Here is an 18,450-nt window from a genome sequence, read left to right on the forward strand (position 1 = left end):
TTAGGATGTACATTGTTACCATGGTAACAGTTGAACGCACGCAGACCGGGTTGCGGCTCGAGCGCAACCTGCTCAAGGTGCTCAAGGGCTTGGCCGAATATCTGGACATGTCGCTGGGAGACCTGGTGGAGGGGATCGCCTTGCACGCCTTCGAGGGGCAGGCGCCCTTCACACCCGAGACGCTGGGCAAGATCGAGCAGCTCAAGGCCGTCTACGGCCTCACGCTGACCGCCGCCGACGCGCACCGGATGGTGGAGAAGTGAGCGGGGCCCAGGTGCGGCTCAGCGGGCAGATCGCGGTGGCGCTGCCGCCTGCCGAGGCGTTCCGGCTGTTCACGCCCCGAGGAGAGGAGGAGTGGGTGGCCGGTTGGCTGCCCCGCTTCCCCGTCCCCGCCGACGACGACAGCGAGCCGGGCACCGTGTTCGAGACCGACGCCCACGGCGAGCGGACCACCTGGGTGGTGCTCGGCAGGGAGAGCGGGCGGCGTGTCTCGTACGCGCGGGTGACGCCGGGTTCGCGGGCCGGGACCGTCAGCGTGGCCGTTGGCGAAGGCGACGGCGGCGGGAGCGCCGTGCGGGTCACGTACGAGCTGACCGCGCTCTCGCCGGAAGGGGAGCGGGAGCTGCGGGAGTTCGCCGACGGCTACTCGGCCTTCCTCGCGGCATGGGAGCGGGATATCGCCGCCCGCTTCGGACCGGAAGCCTCGTCACGTACGACGTAGCACCACGTAACCATCGCGGTCGAACACCTTCGTATATCCCTCGGTCACCAGCCGGTCCACCTGGGCGCGCTGATCGTCGGGGGAACCGAACGGGAACTGCCAGCGGGCCGTGTCGGCCGCCACCCACGCGGCGCCGCGCGGCTGCCCGCTCCAGAGCAGGACGGTGGTGCGGGAGGTCAGCGCCGGGCCGAGCGAGTTGGCGGCCTCCACGGTGACGCCCGTGGGAACCGTGGCCACCGCCGCGGCGGCCGATTCGGTCCTGATGTCCTCCGCCTTGTAGAAGGCCGGATGGTAGAGCTGGTCCAGAGCGAACTTCGGCACCAGGGTGAGCGCGACCACGAGCGCGCCCGCCGACCAGGCCAGCTTGAGCGAGCGGTCGTCGGCGCGCTTGATCCGGCGCAGCAGCCTGGACAGCCCGTCGACCCCGGCGAGGAGCAGGATCACCACGGTGAAGGCGTTGTACTGAAAGTCCGCCCGCCACCACGGCTCGCGGTCCGACAGCATGCGTTCGAGCACGTGCGGCAGCGCGACCAGCGACAGGGGCGACAGCAGGCAGAGCAGCAGCGTCGGCCAGGCCAGCAGGAACAGCGTGTCGACCTTGGTCTCTTCGCTGAACGGCAGCAGCAGCGCGTTCAGCGGGTCACGCAGCAGCGTCAGGATCGCGCTCGGCACGTCGGGCCCCAGGTGGCCGTAGGCCCAGAAGTCCGCGCTCTGGCCGCCGAGCAGCGAGATGAGCGCGCCCCGGGTGAGCATGACCCCGCCGAGGCCGATCGCGGCGCAGCACATCCCGCGGAACCTGTCGCCGGTGAGGAAGAGGTAGAGGCCGAAGCCGATCACCGTGAGCCCCATGTCCTCCTTGACCAGGAGGAGCGCGCCCATCGCCGCGAACGCGGGCAGCAGCCGCCCCGCGTGGTAGCGCTCGATCATGATCGCGGTGAGCAGTGGGACGAACATCACCTCGTGCGCGTCGAACGCGATCGCCTGCGCGACGGGCCACGACAGCGCGTAGGCAACGGCGACCAGATAGGCCGGGGCGGTGCCCAGCATCCGCCTGGTGAACAGCCAGATGAACGGGATCGCGGCGGCGAACAGCAGCGCCTGGGCCACGATCAGCGAGGCCGGGCCGTCATGGATCCAGTAGAAGGGCGCCAGCAGCGCGTAGATGGGCGAGAAGTGGTCGGCGAGCTGGAGGTAGTCCAGCCCCCGGTCGTGGAAGGCGCCGACCATCGGGATGTACGGCGGCCGGAAGTGCGCGTAGTTGCGCACGGCCTGGTCCACGATCACCAGATCGAACGTGCTGGCGCGATAGGTGGCCAGCTTGACCAGGCCGAGCACGGCATAGACGGCGGCCGAGACCACGGCGATCAGCCCGACGCGCAGGCGGTTCGGCGTGATCCGGGCCGTCCAACGGGCAGCGCCGGCTGCCAGAGCTTCCCCCGTCACGGGCAGCAAGCGTAGACCGATTTCCCCCTGATCGCGTTCGCGGAAAAGTTCCCCCTGGACCGCGTACGCGACAAGGCCGCCGCGCCGCACCGCCCCCCGCGGGCGGCGCGGCGGCCATGGTTCATCAGCCGCAGGCGCTCTTGATCTTGGCCTCGATGGTCGGGATCTTCGACAGACCCTCGGTCGCGGAGGCCGGGTTCTTCATGTCGATCTTGATGCTCTCGAACACCGAGGCCAGGTCGTTCAGGGCCCCGGCCAGGTCGCCGTCGTACTTCGAGGCGAGCGTCTTGAGCTTGCCGGCCGTCTCCTGGCTGGCCTTCTCGATCGCCTTGGGATCGGTGGCCGCGCCGCTCATGGAGGTGGTGAACTCCTGAGTGATCTTGGTTACGTCGGTGCCGACCTGGTTGCAGTCGACAGCGTTGCCGATGGCACCACAGGCGGTGGTGAGGCCGGCAAGAGAAAGCGTCGCGATCGCGATGGCGATGCGACGACGAGGGGGAGTCATTTTCGTGCCCTTCGTTGCGTTAGCGAACGAAGCGACATTATGGAGTAAACCTTGACGAGTGCTTGCACCCCACTAGCACCATCAGTATCAAGTCGTTGTAAAGCGGGCGACCAGCTCTTGACAGCCCCTGGGGCCGACCAGACGATGTCGCATATAGAGCAACTCGGTGCGTAATGCGCAACAAGGGGTGCCGGTTGACCACATCGAGCTTGATCTCCACGCTACCCGGCCACGCCTACACCGACCCCGCTACGTTCGCCGAAGAGCAGGCCAAGATCTTCGAGAGCCTCTGGTTCTGCGCGGTCCGGTCCGGCGAGCTGGCCCGGCCGGGGGCGTTCAGGACGGTCCAGGTCGGAAGGGAGAGCGTGCTCGTGGTCCGCGGCCGCGACGGCGAGCTGCGCGCCTTCCTCAACGTCTGCCGGCATCGCGGCGCCCGCCTCTGCCTGGAGGACGCGGGCGAGGTCAGGCGGACGATCAGGTGCGCCTACCACGCCTGGTCGTACGACCTGGACGGCCGCCTCGCCGCCGCGCCGAACCTGGCGAAGATGCCCGACATCGACCGGGTGGAGTATGGGCTGGTCCCGGTGAGCCTGCGCGAGTGGCTCGGCTACGCCTGGGTCTGCCTGGCCGACCAGCCGCCCTCGTTCGAGGAGACGGTGACGAGCGCGGCCACCGAGCGGCTGGGCGACCCGGCCATGATCGAGCACTACCACGTCGACAAGCTCGACCTCGGGCGCCGCATCGTGTACGACGTCAAGGCCAACTGGAAGCTCATCGTCGAGAACTTCATGGAGTGCTACCACTGCGCCACGATCCACCCGGAGCTGACGGCCGTGCTGCCCGAGTTCGCCGGCGGCTACGCCGCGCAGTATTACGTGGGCCACGGAGCGGAGTTCGCCGAGCGGGCCGAGGGGTTCACCCTGGACGGGAGCCCGGGGTTCGGCAAGCTGCCCGACGTGTCGGCCGAGCAGGACCGGCGCTACTACGCGATCACCGTCAAGCCGCAGGTGTTCGTCAACCTGGTGCCCGACCACGTGATCCTGCACCGCATGGTGCCGCTGGCCGCCGACCGGACGATCGTGGAGTGCGACTGGCTGTATCACCCCGACGTGGTCGCCTCCGGCGCCGACCTGTCGCTCTCGGTCGAGCTGTTCCACCGGGTCAACGAGCAGGACTTCGCCGCCTGCGAGCGGACCCAGCCCGGTATGTCGTCACGCGCCTACCGGGCGGGCGGGGTGCTGGTGCCGAGCGAGCACCACATCGCGATCTTCCATCAGTGGGTGAACCAGCGCTTACGCGGATAGCGGATCGCCAGGCTGCCGTACTTCGCCTCGCCGCTCACCACCAGATAGAGGGCTCCCGGCTGAGGTCGGCCCGGCACCTCCGACGTCACGGTGTTGCCCCACTCCGTGCGGAACCTGTCGATGTCGGCCGCGGCGCCGTCCGGCAGCACGATCTTGGCCGAACCGTACTTGAGGTCGAGGTGGATCTCGACGACCGGATGGGAGATGACCGCCTCCGACAGGTCGAGCTCGACGCTGCCGTACTTGGAGGCGATCCTGAGCCGACGGGGAACCGCCCAGTCGCCTGATCGCTTGATGTGGCCGTTCTTGGACTCCAGTTCCACCACTTCGTCAACGACGGGCCCGTCCACCGCGGGCCCGTCAGCCGGCAGATCGGCGGTCAGTCCGGCCAGATCGCCGTAGGTTCGCGCGGTGAGGGCGAGTTCGAGCCGATCCTCCAGCTCCAGCTGGGTGAGACGGCCTTCCATGAACGCTTCCTGGAGCTTTCGCGCGCCACGCTCACGGTCGGCATCTGAGACGCGCATCTGTAAATCCGACATGTTCCGAGCATAGGTTCGCCCGCTTCAGAACGGGAGGCGTCGGCCGGAGGGCGTACGCAGATCGAGAGGGAGCGGCCGGGGGGAGGGCTTCGTCGGCCGGACGATCTGGAGTCTCTTCATAACACATGGATACCCAACGGATTGCCGTAAAGACCTCATGGCGGGGTAGCTTGAAGTGTGATGGTGGCAGACCCCTTCGTACACCCGGCACTCTTCTATCGAGGCGATCGGGAGTATGTGGCTGCCACCACGGCTTTCATCCGCGAGGGGCTCAGCTCGGGAGAGCCGGTCGCCGTCGCGGTTCCGCCCCGGAATCTCGCCCTGATCGAGGCCGGTCTGGGGCGCGACGCCGACGAGGTGCTCCTGCTCGACATGACCAGCGCCGGCCGCAATCCCGGACGCATCATCCCCGCCGTGCTCCGCGAGTTCGCGGACCGCCACCCCGTGGGTCACGTACGGATCATCGGCGAGCCCATCTGGCCGGGCCGCACGGTGACGGAATATCCCGCCTGCGCCCAGCACGAGGCCCTGATCAACTACGCCTTCACCGGCCGCCACGTCACGATCCTGTGCCCGTACGACCTCGACGGGCTCGACCCCGAGGTCATCCGCGAGGCCGAGCAGACCCATCCCGTGCTGCGCGACGGCTCCGGCGAGTGGCTCAGCGGCGACTACGCGCCCCAGAAGGTCGTCGACGGGCACAACCAGCCGCTGGACGAGCCCGCCGACTTCTTCTCGCTCCGCTTCGACCACACCAACCTGGCCGCCGCGCGCGGCCTGGCCGCCGGGCGGGCCGCCGAGCTCGGATTCAGCCGGTCCAGGCTCGACGACATCCGCCTGACGGTCGCCGAACTGGGCGCCAACAGCCTCGATCACGGCGGCGGCTCCGGGCTGATCAGGGTCTGGGCCGAAGCCGACCGGCTGGTGTGCGAGGTCAGCGACTCCGGCCACATCCTCGACCCGCTGGCCGGGCGGATGCCGGTGGATCCGCGCACTCCCGGTTCGCGTGGCCTGCTGATCGTCAACTTGCTCAGCGACCTGGTCCGCGTGCACACGCGAGCGGGCGCCACCGTGATCAGGGCCTACTTCGACCTGCCCGGTCCACGACTCCATCCCTGAGGTACCGCTGGCCCTACCAACCCTGATAGGGCGGGCTCGACCCAGGGGCGGATTCCCGCAGGTCAGCGGGCCGGTATCCGAAGTTCTACGACCTAGGTATTAAGGGGCGCTTCAGGGCCTGTTCGGGTCGATCTCCGATACTCCGGAAGCCCGTATTCCACGACCTTTGAAGCATGAAGGCATTGCTTGTCAGTGGATTCGCGGCCATCGGAACCGGCGCCGGCGCCATGCTCACCTTGCACGCGGAATCGGGGCTGGACCCCTTGCACAGTGTGATCAGTGAGTACGCTTTTCAGCCCTTGGGATGGCTGCTGCCGACCTCGCTGACGCTGTTCGCGGTCGGTTCGGCGCTGATCGCCGAGGCGCTGCGCCGGACGGGCGCGAGCGTCTGGGTCGTCCTGTTGCTGCTGGCATGGGGCGGGAGCATGTTCCTGATCGGCGCCTTTCCCACGGACCGTCCGGGCGTGCCGCTTTCCCTCTCGGGAGGCATCCACAGATATGCCGCCTTCGCCGCCTTCCTGGTGATGCCGGCCGCGGGGATGCTGCTGGCCAACGCGCGCATCCGGTACGCCAGGGCCGTGCGGGTGCTGAGCGCGGTGGCGCTGGGCGCGCTGCTGCTCGTCGTGGTCCCGTACGTGGTGCGCATGTTCGGTATCGAGCTGTCCAACGACGACATCCCCGCCGGACTCACCCAGCGGGTCGTGGTCCTCACCGAGATCGGGGTGCTGGCCCTGGCCGGGATGTCGATGCTCAAGCCCGCGGTTCAGCGCTCCCAGGGTGGCGTGTCGCCCATCTTGGCGTAGTACTTGGCCAGGTTCTTCTTGACCCGCTCGATGTCCCCCTGCGGGATCTTGACCCCGCCCCTGGCGCCGTCCACGACCCCGGCCGCGGCGATCACGGCCCGCGGGACGACTTTCAGCTCACCACCGACGACGTCGGCGATCGGCAGCTTGTAGGCGCCGAACTCGTCGGCGTCGTCGCTGTCGTACCAGAGGAAGGCATCCCGGTACTTCCCAGTGGGCCCGTTCTCGGCGTCCGCCCACTTCCGCACCCGTTTCTCGGCCGCCGCGGCGTCCCACTCGCGGTCACGGTCGGCGAGAGGCAGATCGTGGAACTGTGTGACTGTCATACCCGCTGGCTACCCAGCTCGTGGGCGTGAAACGGCCAGGCGGGGATAGGACCTCGGCTATGGAAGCAGCTGAGAAGACCATTCTGATCGCGTACGACGGCTCGGACGACGCCAAGGCGGCGATCGCCTTCGCGGGCACGCTGATGCCCGGCGCGCGCGCCGTCGTACTGACCGTGTGGGAACGCCTGGCCATGGCCTCGGCCCGGGCGTCGGCCGGGATGATGATGACCATCGGCGATTCGCCCGCCGAGGACGAGGCCGTCGGGCAGGCCATGAGGGAGCTGGCGGCACAGGGCGCGGAGCTGGCCAGACAGGCGGGACTCGACGCCTCGCCGCGGTGCGATCTGGACGCGGTCGCCGTGTGGTCGTCCATCGTGGACACGGCGGAGGATCTCGGCGCCATGTTGATCGTCACCGGGACGCGGGGGCAGGGCGGAGTGAAGTCATTGCTGCTCGGGAGCACGTCCGACCGGGTGCTGCACCACGCGAGCCGGCCGGTGCTGGTGGTGCCCGCGCCGGAGTAGTTCAGCCGCCGGTGTGGTGCGTATTTTCGGGTGCGCCGGTTCCATCCGGAACGTTACGATGAGCGCATGACGTCGCGACTGGTGATGATGGCCCCGTAGGGGCTTCCACCGACGACGTCTTGTTCGAGGCCCTGCGAGCGGGGCCTCTCATCGTGTCCGGGGCCCCTCGGGAGACACACGATGTACATCACGACCACCATCCCTTACGTCAACGCCCGCCCGCACCTGGGGCACGCCCTGGAGTTCGTGCAGGGCGACGTGCTGGCCCGGCACTACCGGGGGCGCGGTGAGCCCGTGCGCTTCCAGACCGGCACCGACGACAACTCGCTGAAGAACGTGCTGGCCGCCGAGGCGGAAGGCGTCCCGGTGCGCGAGCTGGTCGATCGCAACGCGGCCGCCTTCGAGGGGCTGCGCGAGTCGTACGACCTGTCCTTCGACGCCTTCATCCGGACGAGCCGTCATCCGGGGCATCGTCCGGGAGTCGAGCGGATCTGGCGGGCGATCGACGGCGACCTCTACCAGCGGCACTACGAAGGGCTCTACTGCGTCGGCTGCGAGCAGTTCTACGGCGAGGGGCCCTGCCCCGAGCACGAGGCGCCGTTACAGCACATCTCTGAGCGGAACTGGTTCTTCCGCCTCTCGCGCTACCAGGACGCGCTGCTGGACCTGATCCGCGGTGGGCGCCTCAGGATCGAGCCGGCGGCGCGGCGGAACGAGGTGCTGGCGTTCATCGAGGCGGGTCTGGCCGACATCAGTGTCTCGCGTGCCGCGGACCGGGCGCCCGGCTGGGGCATACCCGTGCCGGGCGATCCCTCCCAGGTGGTCTACGTGTGGTGGGACGCCCTGGCCAACTACGTCACCGCGCTGGACGGCGGCGACTACGACCGCTGGTGGGTGGCCGAGCCGCGCAAGATCCATCTGATGGGCAAGGGCGTGATCCGCTTCCACGCGGTGTACTGGCCCGCGATGCTGCTCGCGGCGGGCCTGCCGCTGCCCGCTGAGATCTTCGTGCACGACTACCTGACCGCCGGCGGCCGCAAGATCAGCAAGTCGGCCGGAACGCCCGCCGACGCCGAGGCGATCGCGCGGGCCTACGGCGCCGACGCGGTGCGGTGGTGGCTGCTGCGCGAGGTACCGCGGGTCGGCGACGCCGACTTCACCGTGGAACGGCTGGTCGCCAGGGCCGACGAGGATCTGGCCAACGGCGTCGGCAATCTGGTCAACCGGGTCGTCACCATGGTGCACCGCTTCCAGGACGGCGCGGTGCCCATCGTCGCCGTCGACGGGGACGCCGCACGTGGCCTCGTCGACGCCTGCGAGAGCGCGCCGGGGCGGGTGCACGAGGCATTGGAGGATTTCGACTTCCGCCGTGCCGCCGCGGCGGTCTGGACGATCGTCGAGGAGGCCAACAAGTACGTCGAACGCGTACAGCCGTGGCGGCAGGAGCCCGGTGACAGGGAGGCCTCGCTGGCGACGCTCGTCCACGCGTGCCGGGCGCTGGCCGGACAGCTGGCGCCCTTTCTGCCCACAGGGGCGGCACGGGTGGCGGCGGCGGTGAGCGGGGAACGGCTGCCCCGGCCCGAGCCGTTGTTCCCACGGCTGGCTGGTTGACGGGGGATAGGGGGCGGCCTAGGTTGGCGGCACCGACCAGCCGGTATGGAGGCGCTCATGCCCACCGTCAACACCGTTCGCGGTCCCGTCGACGTCGATGAGCTCGGTCAGACCCTGATGCACGAGCACGTCTTCGTCCTGTCCACGGAGTTTCTCGACAACTACGGCAAAGGTGCCTGGTGGGACGAGGAGTTCCGGGTCGCCGACGCGATCGGCAAGCTCCAGGCGGTGGCGGCGAAGGGCGTGCGGACGATCGTGGACCCGACGGTGTGGGGGCTCGGCCGGTACATCCCCCGCATCCAGCGCATCGCTGCCGAAGTGCCGGATCTGCACATCATCGCCGCGACCGGCATCTACAGCTTCGAAGAGCTGCCTCACCAGTACGACCACCGCGGCCCCGGCCTGCTCCTGGACATGCCCGATCCGATGATCGACGACTTCGTACGCGACCTCACCGAGGGCATCGCCGACACCGGGGTCAAGGCAGCGTTCCTCAAGTGCGTGGTCGAGCAGAAGGGCCTGACGCCCGGGGTCGAGCGGATCTGCCGGGCCGTCGCGCGGGCGCATGTGCGTACCGGCGCGCCGATCACCGTTCACACGAACTCCTTCGCGCAGAGCGGCCTGACCGCGCTCGACCTCTTCGCCAAGGAGGGCGTGGACCTGACGAAGGTCGTCGTCGGGCACGCGGGCGACACCAACGATCTCGACTACCTGATGCGTCTGGCCGACACGGGCGCCACGCTGGGGATGGATAGATTCGGGTTGGATGTCTACAACGCGACGCCCGACCGGGTGGCCACCATCGCCGCCCTCTGCCAGCGGGGATACGCTGATCGGATGGTCCTCAGCCACGACACCGCCTGCTTTATGGACTACTTTGTGGAGTCTTGGGATGAGGCACTTCGCACGATGGCGCCCAACTGGCGCTACGATCACATCCACGACGAGGTCTTGGCCGCACTGCGGGACTCGGGTGTGACCGGCGATCAGATCGAGCAGATGCTGGTGTCCAACCCAAGACGCTACTTCTCGTAAAGTGGTGACATCGGGCGAGCAATGCGGGTAGGTGGAACTGGGTGACTTCGGAGCAGGCCTTGTCGATCAGCCTCGGGCTCCAGGGACCGTGTGTCATCGCCAGGCTCACGGGAGACTTCGACTTCGGATCCGCGGCCGAGGTGCGCGATCGCGTCACCAAGGCGCTCGACCTGACCCAGCCACCCTTACTCGTCATCGACATGCAGGCGGTCAGCGTCTGCGATTCTTCCGGGCTTTCCGTGCTTGTTTATCTGCACAAGGCGGTGACCGCCTCCGGCGGCCGGCTGTTGCTTTCCGGGCTGAATGGCAGGTGTAAGCACCTTTTCGCGATCACTGCCCTCGACAAGTTCTTCGACATCCGCACCACCGCCGAACTCGCCATCGCCGAACTCAATGAACCGGGGAGTTCGCCGCCGTTTACCGGGTAGTCGCTTTGGTATGTCGGCCGCAGAGCCCGACCTGCTCGGCATGTATCTGGAGCAGATCGGAAAGACACCATTGCTCTCCGCCGCGGACGAAGTGGACCTGGCACGACGGATCGAGGCGGGCCTCTACTCGGGCTACCTGATCGGCCGTGGCGAGGGCACACCGGAGCTCGAATACGTCCGCCGCGACGGGCAGCGTGCTAAGGACCTGCTCATCAGGTCCAATCTCCGGCTGGTGGTGGCCGCCGCCAGACGCTACGCCTTTCGTGGGCTCCCACTCCTCGACGTCATCCAGGAGGGCAATCTCGGGTTGATCAGGGCCGTGGAGAAGTTCGACTACAAACGTGGCTACAAGTTCTCCACCTACGGGATGTGGTGGATCCGCCAGGCCATCGAACGCGGCATCCACGACAAGAGCCGCACCGTACGGCTGCCCACGCACGTCGCCGAAGAGCTGGCGCGACTGAGCAGGATCGCCCGGCAACTCGCCGCCGACCTGGGGCGCGAGCCCCGGGAGGCGGAGCTCGCCAAGGCCGCCGAACGCTCGCTCCGCCACGTCGCCGTGCTACGGCGGCTCGCCCAGGAGACGGTCAGCCTGGACGTGCCCGTCGGCGAGAACGGCGAGGGGAACATCGGCGACATGATCCCCGACGAGGACGGTCTCCAGGTGCAGGAGTTCACGGAGCGCCGCGCTTTGAACGCCGAACTGCACCAGGTGCTCACCTCGCTCCCGCCGCGAGAGGCCTTCGTCCTCAGACTCAGGTACGGCCTGGCGGGCCATGAAGCCCGCAGCTATACCGAAATCGCGGAACGGCTCGGGCTCACCAGAGAGCGCATCAGGCAACTGGAGAAACAGGCGTTGAAACGCCTGCGACAGCTGCGTCCCTTGCTCGCCTGGGCTTCATGACGAGGTAATAGGGATGTGGTGGGACGACCGATTGACTCGGCCATTTTCCTGACGGTTAATCGGGACCCTGATGCCGCTTTCAATAGCTTTCAACGGCTTTCGCCGGTTTTCGACGGGCGGAAGCGGCGGCATGTTGACGCTATGGGGGCAACATGGTCAAGGGTCTCGTCGTCTTCTTCTTAGCGGTCACGGTGCCGACCGCGGTGCTCGCGGCGCCGGCCGCTGGGGACGCCGCTTCTCCGGCACCCGCCTTCACGAGGGTGGCCGCTTTCACGGGGGCTTCCGCTTTTGCCGGGGTGGCCGCGAGCCCGACGGCCACCCTCTCCAGCACCGCCAAGCCGCACCTGGTCAAGTACAAGCTCTACTTTGGCCGATGCAAGGACACGTGCCTTGTCAAGGTGCGGATCACCAACATCTCCCGCAGAACCCTCTATGCCGTCAGCCTGAACGCCCGGCTCAAGGTCAACGGCAAGAAGGTCGGGTCCTGCTACGACTACGTCGGCACCATCCGTGCCAAGCGCACCCGCTGGGGGTCGTGCACCGTCAGAACTCGTACGCTCTCGAACATGTGGAACCGGTGGCTCGACGGCGGGATCCGCTTCGACCGTGACGTCACCACGGTGGTGCACTCCGAGTATTACCGCTGACCAGGACGCCAGGGGTCGCACCCGGTCCGGCCCCTGACCGTCAGGAGGTGACCATCAGAGCAAGGCCGATGAGGACCACGACCGGGACGAGCCAGACCACGGCCTCGGCGGCGAACTCCTTGTACATTACGTTGATCTCCCTTGAGACGCCCGTGCGGGGGCGGCGGTAAAACGTCCAGTGCGCAGCATAGCCGCCCGTACCTACTACTCCAGTTGTAGATCGTGATGTTCGTGGTCACTGCTGCGACTTGCCGCTGGTAGCGGACTTGCTCGGGGTGCCCGTTCCGTCTCGCCCTCTGAGAAGGGCGCGGCCTGCCTGTGGTTACCGGTCGTTCTGGGCCATACGTTTGCGGAGGCCCGCCAGCGACTCGTCGGCCATCAGGGCGGGCAGGCGCGGCGCGTCGGCCTCGATCTGCTGGAGCACCTCCGGCTCGGCGCCGTGGAAGCGGCTCCAGGCGCGGACCACCTCGGGCATGGCCGAGACGGCCGCGTCGGTCAGGATCGCCTCGCGCGGCAGCCACGAGGTGAGGAACCGTGAGGCCCGGGCCGGACTCCACCACAGGGGCCGATCACCCACGAACTCGACCAGCTTCCCGAACGCCTCCTGCGCTCCTGGCAGGTCCGGCAGATCCAGGAACCGGGACAAAGTGTCGTCGGGCGCCTGCCGTACCGGATCGGGGACGGCCTGCGCGCGGGCGAGCGCCAGCGGGCGGACGGCGGGCAGGCTCTCGGCGATCGGCGCCCCCATGACGAGGTCGGTCATCTCGAACGCGTCCAGCACCCGCCCCGCGACCACCGCCGGATCCGCCGGCCGCAGGTCCAGGTCGTCGAGGAACTTCGGCTCCTCGACCGTCGCATCGACCGCCAGGCCGCCGTTGACCTGGTCGATGCCTACGATCAGGACGTGCGGCTCCTTGCCGTCGGGGTAGCGGAAGCGCAGGGCGGCCAGGGTCTGCTCGCCGTAGCGGTCGGCCTTGCCGTACCACGCCTGCTCGCACTCCACCTGCCCCATCCGCCCGACCCACTCGGGCAGCCCCCGCGCGGCCTCTCTCCCGGCCTCCCGCAGAGTCTCTCGAAGCGTCTTGTCTCCTCCCGGCTCCTGCCCGGCCGGCCGCTCCGTCTCGTCGCCCAGAACTGCGGTCTCCACGTCGTCCTGGGTTGCGGTCTCGACGTCGTCCAGGGCGGTCTCTGCGGCTTCCAGAGCTGCGGTCTCCACGGTGGCCAGGGCGGCGAGGGTGAGACGGGCCTCCGGGCTACCGTCTTCGGTGAGCTGTCGTACGAGCGGCTGGACCTCGGCTGGGCTCAGTGTGGCCGTGAGCCGGGCCGCCCAGAGCTCGGTGCGCAGTGGTGAGCGCCACCTGAGCAGGTCGCGGGCCTGGGTGATCGCCGTGGTGTACGCAGTTGTGCTCACCCTTCGACCGTATCGCCCCAGCGGGCCTGGCCGACTCGCCGAAGTTCCGCCAGCAGCGGATCACCTGACGGCGGAAGTCAGCCGCCGTCTCCGGTCGATCCTGGCAACGGTCATCCGAAAAGCCGGATAAGTTCCGAATGTCTTACTGGGATCGCCCGCATGAAAAAGACGATGATGGCCGCGCGCGGCCCGTGGGTCGTCGTCCAGCCGGGTATAGACGGGCGGTCCGTCGCCACCTGCTCCGGCAAGCGCAAGGCCACCGGCCACGACTGGGAGATCAAGAAGTACTGACAGACCCTCGTGAGGTGCGGCCACTGGGTGGACCCAGCGGTCCAGTGCGGTGTATTCCTCCGCTACCGGCAGCGGACCACCTCGACGGCGGGTGGCCCTTGGCCCGGTGTGCGGTGAGGCCGTGCTGCTCGTCCACGACCCAGGCCCAAGGAGCGGGCACGGTGTGCGGCGAGGCCGTGCTGTCCGTCCACGGCCCAACCAAGAGGGCGGGCACGGCGTGTGGTGGCGCCGTGCCCGCTGCCCAAAGCGTAGGTCGAGGGCGGGAGTTACTGGTCGTCTCCGGTCAGGCCGGCCTTGCGGAGGGCTTCGGCCATGGCGCCTGAGGGAGCCGGGCGGCGTGCGCCGCCGCGCTGGCCGCCGTCCCCACGACCCCGCTGGCCGCCGTCGCCGCGCTGACCGGCGTCGCCCCGCCCGCGCTGACCGCCATCTCCGCGACCGCCGCCACCTCGTGCGCCGTCCCCGCGTCCGCCGGACCCGGCGCCTCGCGCGCCGTCACCGCGTCCGCCATCCCCACGTGCGCCGTCCCCATGACCGCCGGGCCCGTCACCGCGTCCGCCGTCACCCCGCGTGCCGCCTCGGGGTCCGCCGTCACCCCGCGTGCCGCCTCGGGGTCCGCCGTCGCCACGACCGGCCGCTGCTCCGCGTCCGCCCTCTCCGGCGCCGCCAGCCCCACGGCCCGCCGCGCCGCGCCCGCCGTTCCCGGCCGACGAGCCGCCGCGGGCACCGCCTGGGCCGCGACCACCCTCTCCGGCCGAGCCCCTGCCACCGTCTCCCGCTGAGCCGCGGCCCGCACCGCCCCCGCCGCGGGAAGCGCGGCCCTCAGAGGTGGTCTCGTCGTCCAGGCGCAAGGTCAGGGAGATGCGCTTGCGGGGGATGTCGACCTCGAGGACCTTGACGCGGACGATGTCGCCGGGCTTGGCGACGTCGCGGGGATCCTTCACGTAATTTCGGGACATGGCGGAGACGTGGACCAGGCCGTCCTGGTGTACGCCGACGTCCACGAACGCGCCGAAGGCGGCCACGTTCGTCACCACGCCCTCCAGGATCATGCCGGGCAGCAGGTCGGAGATCTTCTCCACGCCCTCCTTGAAGGTCGCGGTCTTGAACGCGGGACGCGGGTCACGGCCGGGCTTCTCCAACTCGCGCAGGATGTCGGTGACCGTGGGCAGGCCGAACGTGTCGTCCGTGAACTCCTGCGGCTTGATCGCCCGCAGCGTCGCCGTGTTGCCGATCAGCGTCTTGAGGTCGGTCTGGACCGAGCCGAGAATGCGCCGGACCACCGGATAGGCCTCGGGGTGCACGCTGGAGGCGTCGAGCGGGTCGTCGCCGCCCGCGATGCGCAGGAAGCCCGCGCACTGCTCGAACGCCTTGGGGCCGAGCCGGGCCACGTCCTTCAGGGCCGCGCGGGTCTTGAAGGGGCCGTTGGAGTCGCGGTGGCGCACGATGCTCTCGGCCAGCGTGGCGCCGATGCCCGACACGCGGGTGAGCAGCGGTGGCGACGCGGTGTTGACGTCGACGCCCACGGCGTTGACACAGTCTTCGACCACCGCGTCGAGCGAGCGCGACAGCTTGGTCTCGGCGAGGTCGTGCTGGTATTGGCCGACGCCGATCGACTTGGGGTCGATCTTGACCAGCTCGGCCAGCGGGTCCTGGAGGCGGCGCGCGATGGAGACCGCGCCGCGCAGCGACACGTCGAGATCGGGCAGCTCCGCAGAGGCGTACGCCGAGGCGGAGTAGACGGACGCGCCTGCCTCCGATACGACGATCTTGGTAACCGACGGCATGTGCTTGACCAGCTCACCGGCCAGCTTGTCGGTCTCGCGGGAGGCGGTGCCGTTGCCGATCGCGATCAGCTCGACACCGTGCTTCTGCGCCAGCGCGCCCAGGACGGCCAGCGACTGGTCCCACTGCCGCTTCGGCTCGTGCGGGTAGATGGTGGCGGTGTCGACGACCTTGCCGGTGGCGTCGACCACGGCCACCTTCACGCCGGTGCGCAGGCCCGGGTCGAGGCCCATGGTCGTGCGGGTGCCGGCGGGGGCGGCCAGCAGCAGGTCGCGCAGGTTGGTGGCGAACACCCGCACCGCCTCGTCCTCGGCCGCCTGCCACAGCCGCATCCGGATGTCGATGCCCAGGTGCACGAGGATGCGGGTGCGCCAGGCCCAGCGCACGGTCTCGTTGAGCCAGCGGTCGGCCGGGCGGCCCTGGTCGGAGACACCGAAGCGGGAGGCGATGCGCATCTCGTATTCGGGGCTGTCGTCGGGCTCCAGCGTGACGGAGAGGATCTCCTCCTTCTCGCCCCGGAACATGGCCAGGATCCGATGCGAGGGCAACTTGGTGAACGGCTCCCCGAACTCGAAGTAGTCGGAGAACTTCGCCCCCACCTCCTCCTTGCCCTCACGGACCGTGGAGAGCAGCCGGCCGCGGCTCCAGAGCTGCTCGCGCAGGCCGCCGATGAGGTCGGCGTCCTCGGCGAAGCGCTCGATGAGAATCGCCCGCGCGCCTTCCAGCGCGGCGGCCGCGTCGGCGACGCCCTCGGTCACGAACGTCTCCGCCAGCGTGGCGGGGTCGAGCGAGGGATCGGCGAGCAGTTGGTCGGCCAGCGGCTCCAGGCCCAGCTCGCGGGCGATCTGCGCCTTGGTGCGCCGCTTGGGCTTGTAGGGGAGGTAGATGTCCTCGAGCCGGGCCTTGGTGTCGGCCGCCATGATCTGGGCCCGCAGCTCGTCGTCGAGCTTGCCCTGGGACTCGATCGACTCCAGGATCGCCGTCCTGCGCTCCTCCAGCTCGCGCAGGTAGCGCAGCCGCTCTTCGAGCGTGCGCAGCTGGGCGTCGTCGAGGGCGCCGGTGACCTCCTTGCGGTAGCGGGCGATGAACGGCACCGTCGCGCCGCCGTCGAGCAGCTCGACGGCCGACAGCACCTGCCCGTCGCGTACGCCGAGCTCTTCCGCGATCCGCTGGTGAATAGAGAGCACTTGCCTGCCTTTCGATGGTCCCGCCGGTCAATTGTGCAGGACGGTGCCGTCTTTCATGACCAGAGTGCGCGCCGGGTGCGTGATCACGGCCTCGGCCGCGCCGCTCGCGGGGACGACGACGAGGTCGGCCCGGTCGCCGGGAGCCAGCCCGTAGGCGTCGAGGCCGAGCACGCGGGCGCCGCCGTAGGTGGCCGCCTCCAGCGCGAGCTCGATGTCCTCGTCCCTGCGGAACGTGCTGCGGTAGGCCACGTGCATGGCGCGTTCGAGCATGTCGCCGCTGCCATAAGGGCCCCACAGGTCGCGGATGCCGTCGTGACCGCACGCCACCGTGACGCCGGCGGCCCGGAGCTTCTTGACCGGCGGCACCGGGAAGCTGTAGACGGCGGCCGTCACCAGCGCCACCCCGGCCTCGGCGAAGCCCTGGGCCAGGCGGTCCTGGTAGCCCTCGTCCACCTGGCCGAGCGCGTACGCGTGACTGACCGTCACCCTGCCCGCCAGCCCGAGCACCCTGGTGCGCTCGGTGATGAGCTCCAGCTCCCAGGCACCGAGCGAGCCGCCGTCGTGGAGGTGGATGTCGAGATGCGCGCCGTAGCGCTCCGCCAGCCCGAAGACGATGTCGAGGTGGCGCACCGGGTCGCGGTCGATGCCCGCCGGGTCGAGCCCGCCGACCGCCTCGACACCGCTCTTGAGCGCCGCTTCGAGCAGCTCGGCCGTGCCGGGGTGGGTGAGCACGCCGTGCTGCGGGAAGGCGACCTGGCGCACGTCGATGGGCGAGCCCGCCGCCGCCTCCCGCACGGCCTCCACGCCGCGCAGGCCGACCAGCGGGTCGATGTCGGTGTGGGTACGGACATGGGTGGTGCCGTAGGCGCTCATCCGCGCCAGCAGCGCGGCGACGCGTTCGACGCTCGGCACGCCGAGCTCGGCGCGGCGGCCCAGGTCGTTGCCGATGCGACCGGCCAGCGTGTCGGCGGCGGAGTGGGGCACCCAGGGCCCTCCGTAGAGGGTCTTGTCGAGATGGCAGTGCGCCTCGACGAGGCCGGGCAGCACGAGGCCCCCGGTGATGTCGAACGATTGCGCCGCGGGCGCGTCGATCCCGGCCGCGACCCGCTCGATACGGCCGTCGCGGACGAGAATGTCGGCAGGCGCCTCGTGACCCCACGGCCGCCCGCCGTGGAGGAGCACATCCGTCATGCCCAGCACCCTAAAGGGCGGCACCGACGTTTCCGCGATTCCGCCCAAGGTCATTTCCCGTACGGCGGGTCGCCGTCAGATCGTGTCGAGGTGGGAGACGTTGGCCTGGTCTGTGGCGTCCGTGCTCGGCACACCGGCCAGCCAGGCGTCGAGGATCTCGTCGAGCACCACCTCCGACGTCAGCCGCAGACTCAGCGCCAGTACGTTGGCGTCGTTCCACTTGCGGGCCCCGTCTGCCGTGTAGGCGTCGACGCAGAGCGCCGCCCGTACACCCGGCACCTTGTTCGCCGCGATCGAGGCGCCCGTGCCGGTCCAGCAGCACACGACGGCCTGGTCGGCGCGTCCCTCGCTCACGTCGCGCGCGGCTAGTTCGGACGCCCATGCCCAGTCGTCGCGTTCCTCCGGGTTGAGCGCGCCGTGCGTGACCACCTCGTGCCCGCGCGTGCGCAGCAGCTTCACGACGCGCTCGGCCACGCCGTCCAGGCTGTCGGTCGCCACCGAAATTCGCATGCTCGCTCCCCTTTCCGGATATGTCGGGACGGCACCCATGCCGCCGCCACGGCGCCTGTACCGCCGCGACCCACGGCACTTGGACCGCCGCGACCCACAGCGCCTGTGCCGCCCGCTACTACGGCGCCGATGCCGTCGCCGCCACAGCAGGTATGCCCGCCACGAGCTT

At 69.3% G+C, this 18,450-nt stretch carries 20 protein-coding genes; 12 read left to right on the forward strand and 8 right to left on the reverse strand.

The window, feature by feature from the left end:
• Positions 1-20: 20 nt before the first annotated feature.
• Positions 21-263: a hypothetical protein gene (locus LDL49_RS18685; RefSeq protein WP_225292365.1), complete on the forward strand. Its 243-nt coding sequence runs from the start codon at positions 21-23 to the stop codon at positions 261-263.
• Positions 260-721: an SRPBCC family protein gene (locus LDL49_RS18690; RefSeq protein ID WP_225292366.1), complete on the forward strand. Its 462-nt coding sequence runs from the start codon at positions 260-262 to the stop codon at positions 719-721. The genes LDL49_RS18685 and LDL49_RS18690 overlap by 4 nt, the downstream gene beginning before the upstream one ends.
• Here the strand turns inward: LDL49_RS18690 and LDL49_RS18695 are convergent.
• Together LDL49_RS18695 and LDL49_RS18700 are read right to left on the reverse strand one after the other, a co-directional pair.
• Positions 707-2,164 (reverse strand): DUF2079 domain-containing protein, encoded by a 1,458-nt coding sequence (locus LDL49_RS18695; RefSeq protein ID WP_225292367.1) that lies wholly within the window; start codon positions 2,162-2,164, stop codon positions 707-709. The two genes, LDL49_RS18690 and LDL49_RS18695, sit on opposite strands and share 15 nt — an antisense overlap.
• A 124-nt stretch (positions 2,165-2,288) precedes the next feature.
• Positions 2,289-2,669 (reverse strand): DUF8711 family protein, encoded by a 381-nt coding sequence (locus LDL49_RS18700; protein WP_225292368.1) that lies wholly within the window; start codon positions 2,667-2,669, stop codon positions 2,289-2,291.
• A gap of 194 nt (positions 2,670-2,863) precedes the next feature.
• Here LDL49_RS18700 and LDL49_RS18705 point away from each other — a divergent pair, with 194 nt between their 5' ends.
• Positions 2,864-3,973, forward strand: coding sequence for an aromatic ring-hydroxylating oxygenase subunit alpha (locus LDL49_RS18705; protein ID WP_225292369.1), 1,110 nt, complete (start codon positions 2,864-2,866; stop codon positions 3,971-3,973).
• On the opposite strand, the gene LDL49_RS18710 is transcribed toward LDL49_RS18705, so the two are convergent.
• On the reverse strand, positions 3,943-4,512 hold the full coding sequence (locus LDL49_RS18710) for a DUF1707 SHOCT-like domain-containing protein (RefSeq protein ID WP_225292370.1): 570 nt from the start codon (positions 4,510-4,512) through the stop codon (positions 3,943-3,945). The two genes, LDL49_RS18705 and LDL49_RS18710, sit on opposite strands and share 31 nt — an antisense overlap.
• Positions 4,513-4,692: 180 nt before the next feature.
• On the opposite strand from LDL49_RS18710, the gene LDL49_RS18715 reads away from it, so the two are divergent.
• Together LDL49_RS18715 and LDL49_RS18720 are read left to right on the forward strand one after the other, a co-directional pair.
• A complete protein-coding gene (locus LDL49_RS18715; RefSeq protein WP_225292371.1) occupies positions 4,693-5,631 on the forward strand; it encodes an anti-sigma factor RsbA family regulatory protein in 939 nt (312 codons plus the stop codon).
• Positions 5,632-5,804: 173 nt separating this feature from the next.
• A complete protein-coding gene (locus LDL49_RS18720; RefSeq protein WP_225292372.1) occupies positions 5,805-6,434 on the forward strand; it encodes a DUF998 domain-containing protein in 630 nt (209 codons plus the stop codon).
• On the opposite strand, the gene LDL49_RS18725 is transcribed toward LDL49_RS18720, so the two are convergent.
• A complete protein-coding gene (locus tag LDL49_RS18725) occupies positions 6,395-6,760 on the reverse strand; it encodes a hypothetical protein (protein ID WP_225292373.1) in 366 nt (121 codons plus the stop codon). The genes LDL49_RS18720 and LDL49_RS18725 overlap by 40 nt on opposite strands.
• A 59-nt stretch (positions 6,761-6,819) precedes the next feature.
• Between LDL49_RS18725 and LDL49_RS18730 the strand changes: the two genes are divergently transcribed.
• From LDL49_RS18730 to LDL49_RS18755, 6 genes are all read left to right on the forward strand, one after another.
• Complete coding sequence (locus LDL49_RS18730) at positions 6,820-7,284, forward strand: universal stress protein (RefSeq protein WP_225292374.1); 465 nt, start codon at positions 6,820-6,822, stop codon at positions 7,282-7,284.
• Between the two features lie 180 nt (positions 7,285-7,464).
• Positions 7,465-8,895, forward strand: a complete 1,431-nt coding sequence (gene metG, locus LDL49_RS18735; RefSeq protein WP_225292375.1) for a methionine--tRNA ligase — start codon at positions 7,465-7,467, stop codon at positions 8,893-8,895.
• Positions 8,896-8,952: 57 nt separating this feature from the next.
• Positions 8,953-9,930 carry a phosphotriesterase family protein gene (locus LDL49_RS18740; protein ID WP_225292376.1) on the forward strand — a complete coding sequence of 326 codons (978 nt, stop codon included), beginning with the start codon at positions 8,953-8,955 and terminating at the stop codon, positions 9,928-9,930.
• A 41-nt stretch (positions 9,931-9,971) separates the two neighbouring features.
• The gene (locus tag LDL49_RS18745) at positions 9,972-10,358 is read left to right on the forward strand and encodes an STAS domain-containing protein (RefSeq protein ID WP_219530398.1); all 387 of its coding nucleotides are present in this window, start codon (positions 9,972-9,974) and stop codon (positions 10,356-10,358) included.
• A 10-nt stretch (positions 10,359-10,368) separates the two neighbouring features.
• A complete protein-coding gene (locus LDL49_RS18750) occupies positions 10,369-11,262 on the forward strand; it encodes a sigma-70 family RNA polymerase sigma factor (protein ID WP_225292377.1) in 894 nt (297 codons plus the stop codon).
• A 152-nt stretch (positions 11,263-11,414) separates the two neighbouring features.
• The gene (locus tag LDL49_RS18755) at positions 11,415-11,909 is read left to right on the forward strand and encodes a hypothetical protein (protein ID WP_225292378.1); all 495 of its coding nucleotides are present in this window, start codon (positions 11,415-11,417) and stop codon (positions 11,907-11,909) included.
• Positions 11,910-12,231: 322 nt separating this feature from the next.
• Here LDL49_RS18755 and LDL49_RS18760 read toward each other — a convergent pair whose 3' ends face one another.
• A complete protein-coding gene (locus LDL49_RS18760) occupies positions 12,232-13,320 on the reverse strand; it encodes a hypothetical protein (RefSeq protein WP_225292379.1) in 1,089 nt (362 codons plus the stop codon).
• 159 nt (positions 13,321-13,479) lie between these two features.
• Between LDL49_RS18760 and LDL49_RS56980 the strand changes: the two genes are divergently transcribed.
• Complete coding sequence (locus LDL49_RS56980) at positions 13,480-13,611, forward strand: hypothetical protein (RefSeq protein ID WP_263655228.1); 132 nt, start codon at positions 13,480-13,482, stop codon at positions 13,609-13,611.
• Between the two features lie 266 nt (positions 13,612-13,877).
• Here the strand turns inward: LDL49_RS56980 and LDL49_RS18765 are convergent, their stop codons facing one another.
• From LDL49_RS18765 to LDL49_RS18775, 3 genes are all read right to left on the reverse strand, one after another.
• Complete coding sequence (locus tag LDL49_RS18765; protein ID WP_225292380.1) at positions 13,878-16,580, reverse strand: Tex family protein; 2,703 nt, start codon at positions 16,578-16,580, stop codon at positions 13,878-13,880.
• A gap of 27 nt (positions 16,581-16,607) precedes the next feature.
• Positions 16,608-17,771 (reverse strand): amidohydrolase, encoded by a 1,164-nt coding sequence (locus LDL49_RS18770; RefSeq protein ID WP_225292381.1) that lies wholly within the window; start codon positions 17,769-17,771, stop codon positions 16,608-16,610.
• Positions 17,772-17,846: 75 nt separating this feature from the next.
• Entirely contained in the window at positions 17,847-18,281 is a 435-nt protein-coding gene (locus LDL49_RS18775; RefSeq protein WP_225292382.1) for an RpiB/LacA/LacB family sugar-phosphate isomerase, read from the reverse strand.
• Between the last annotated feature and the right edge of the window lie 169 nt (positions 18,282-18,450).

Origin of the sequence: Nonomuraea aurantiaca, from assembly GCF_020215705.1 — a bacterium.
Taxonomy (GTDB): domain Bacteria; phylum Actinomycetota; class Actinomycetes; order Streptosporangiales; family Streptosporangiaceae; genus Nonomuraea; species Nonomuraea aurantiaca.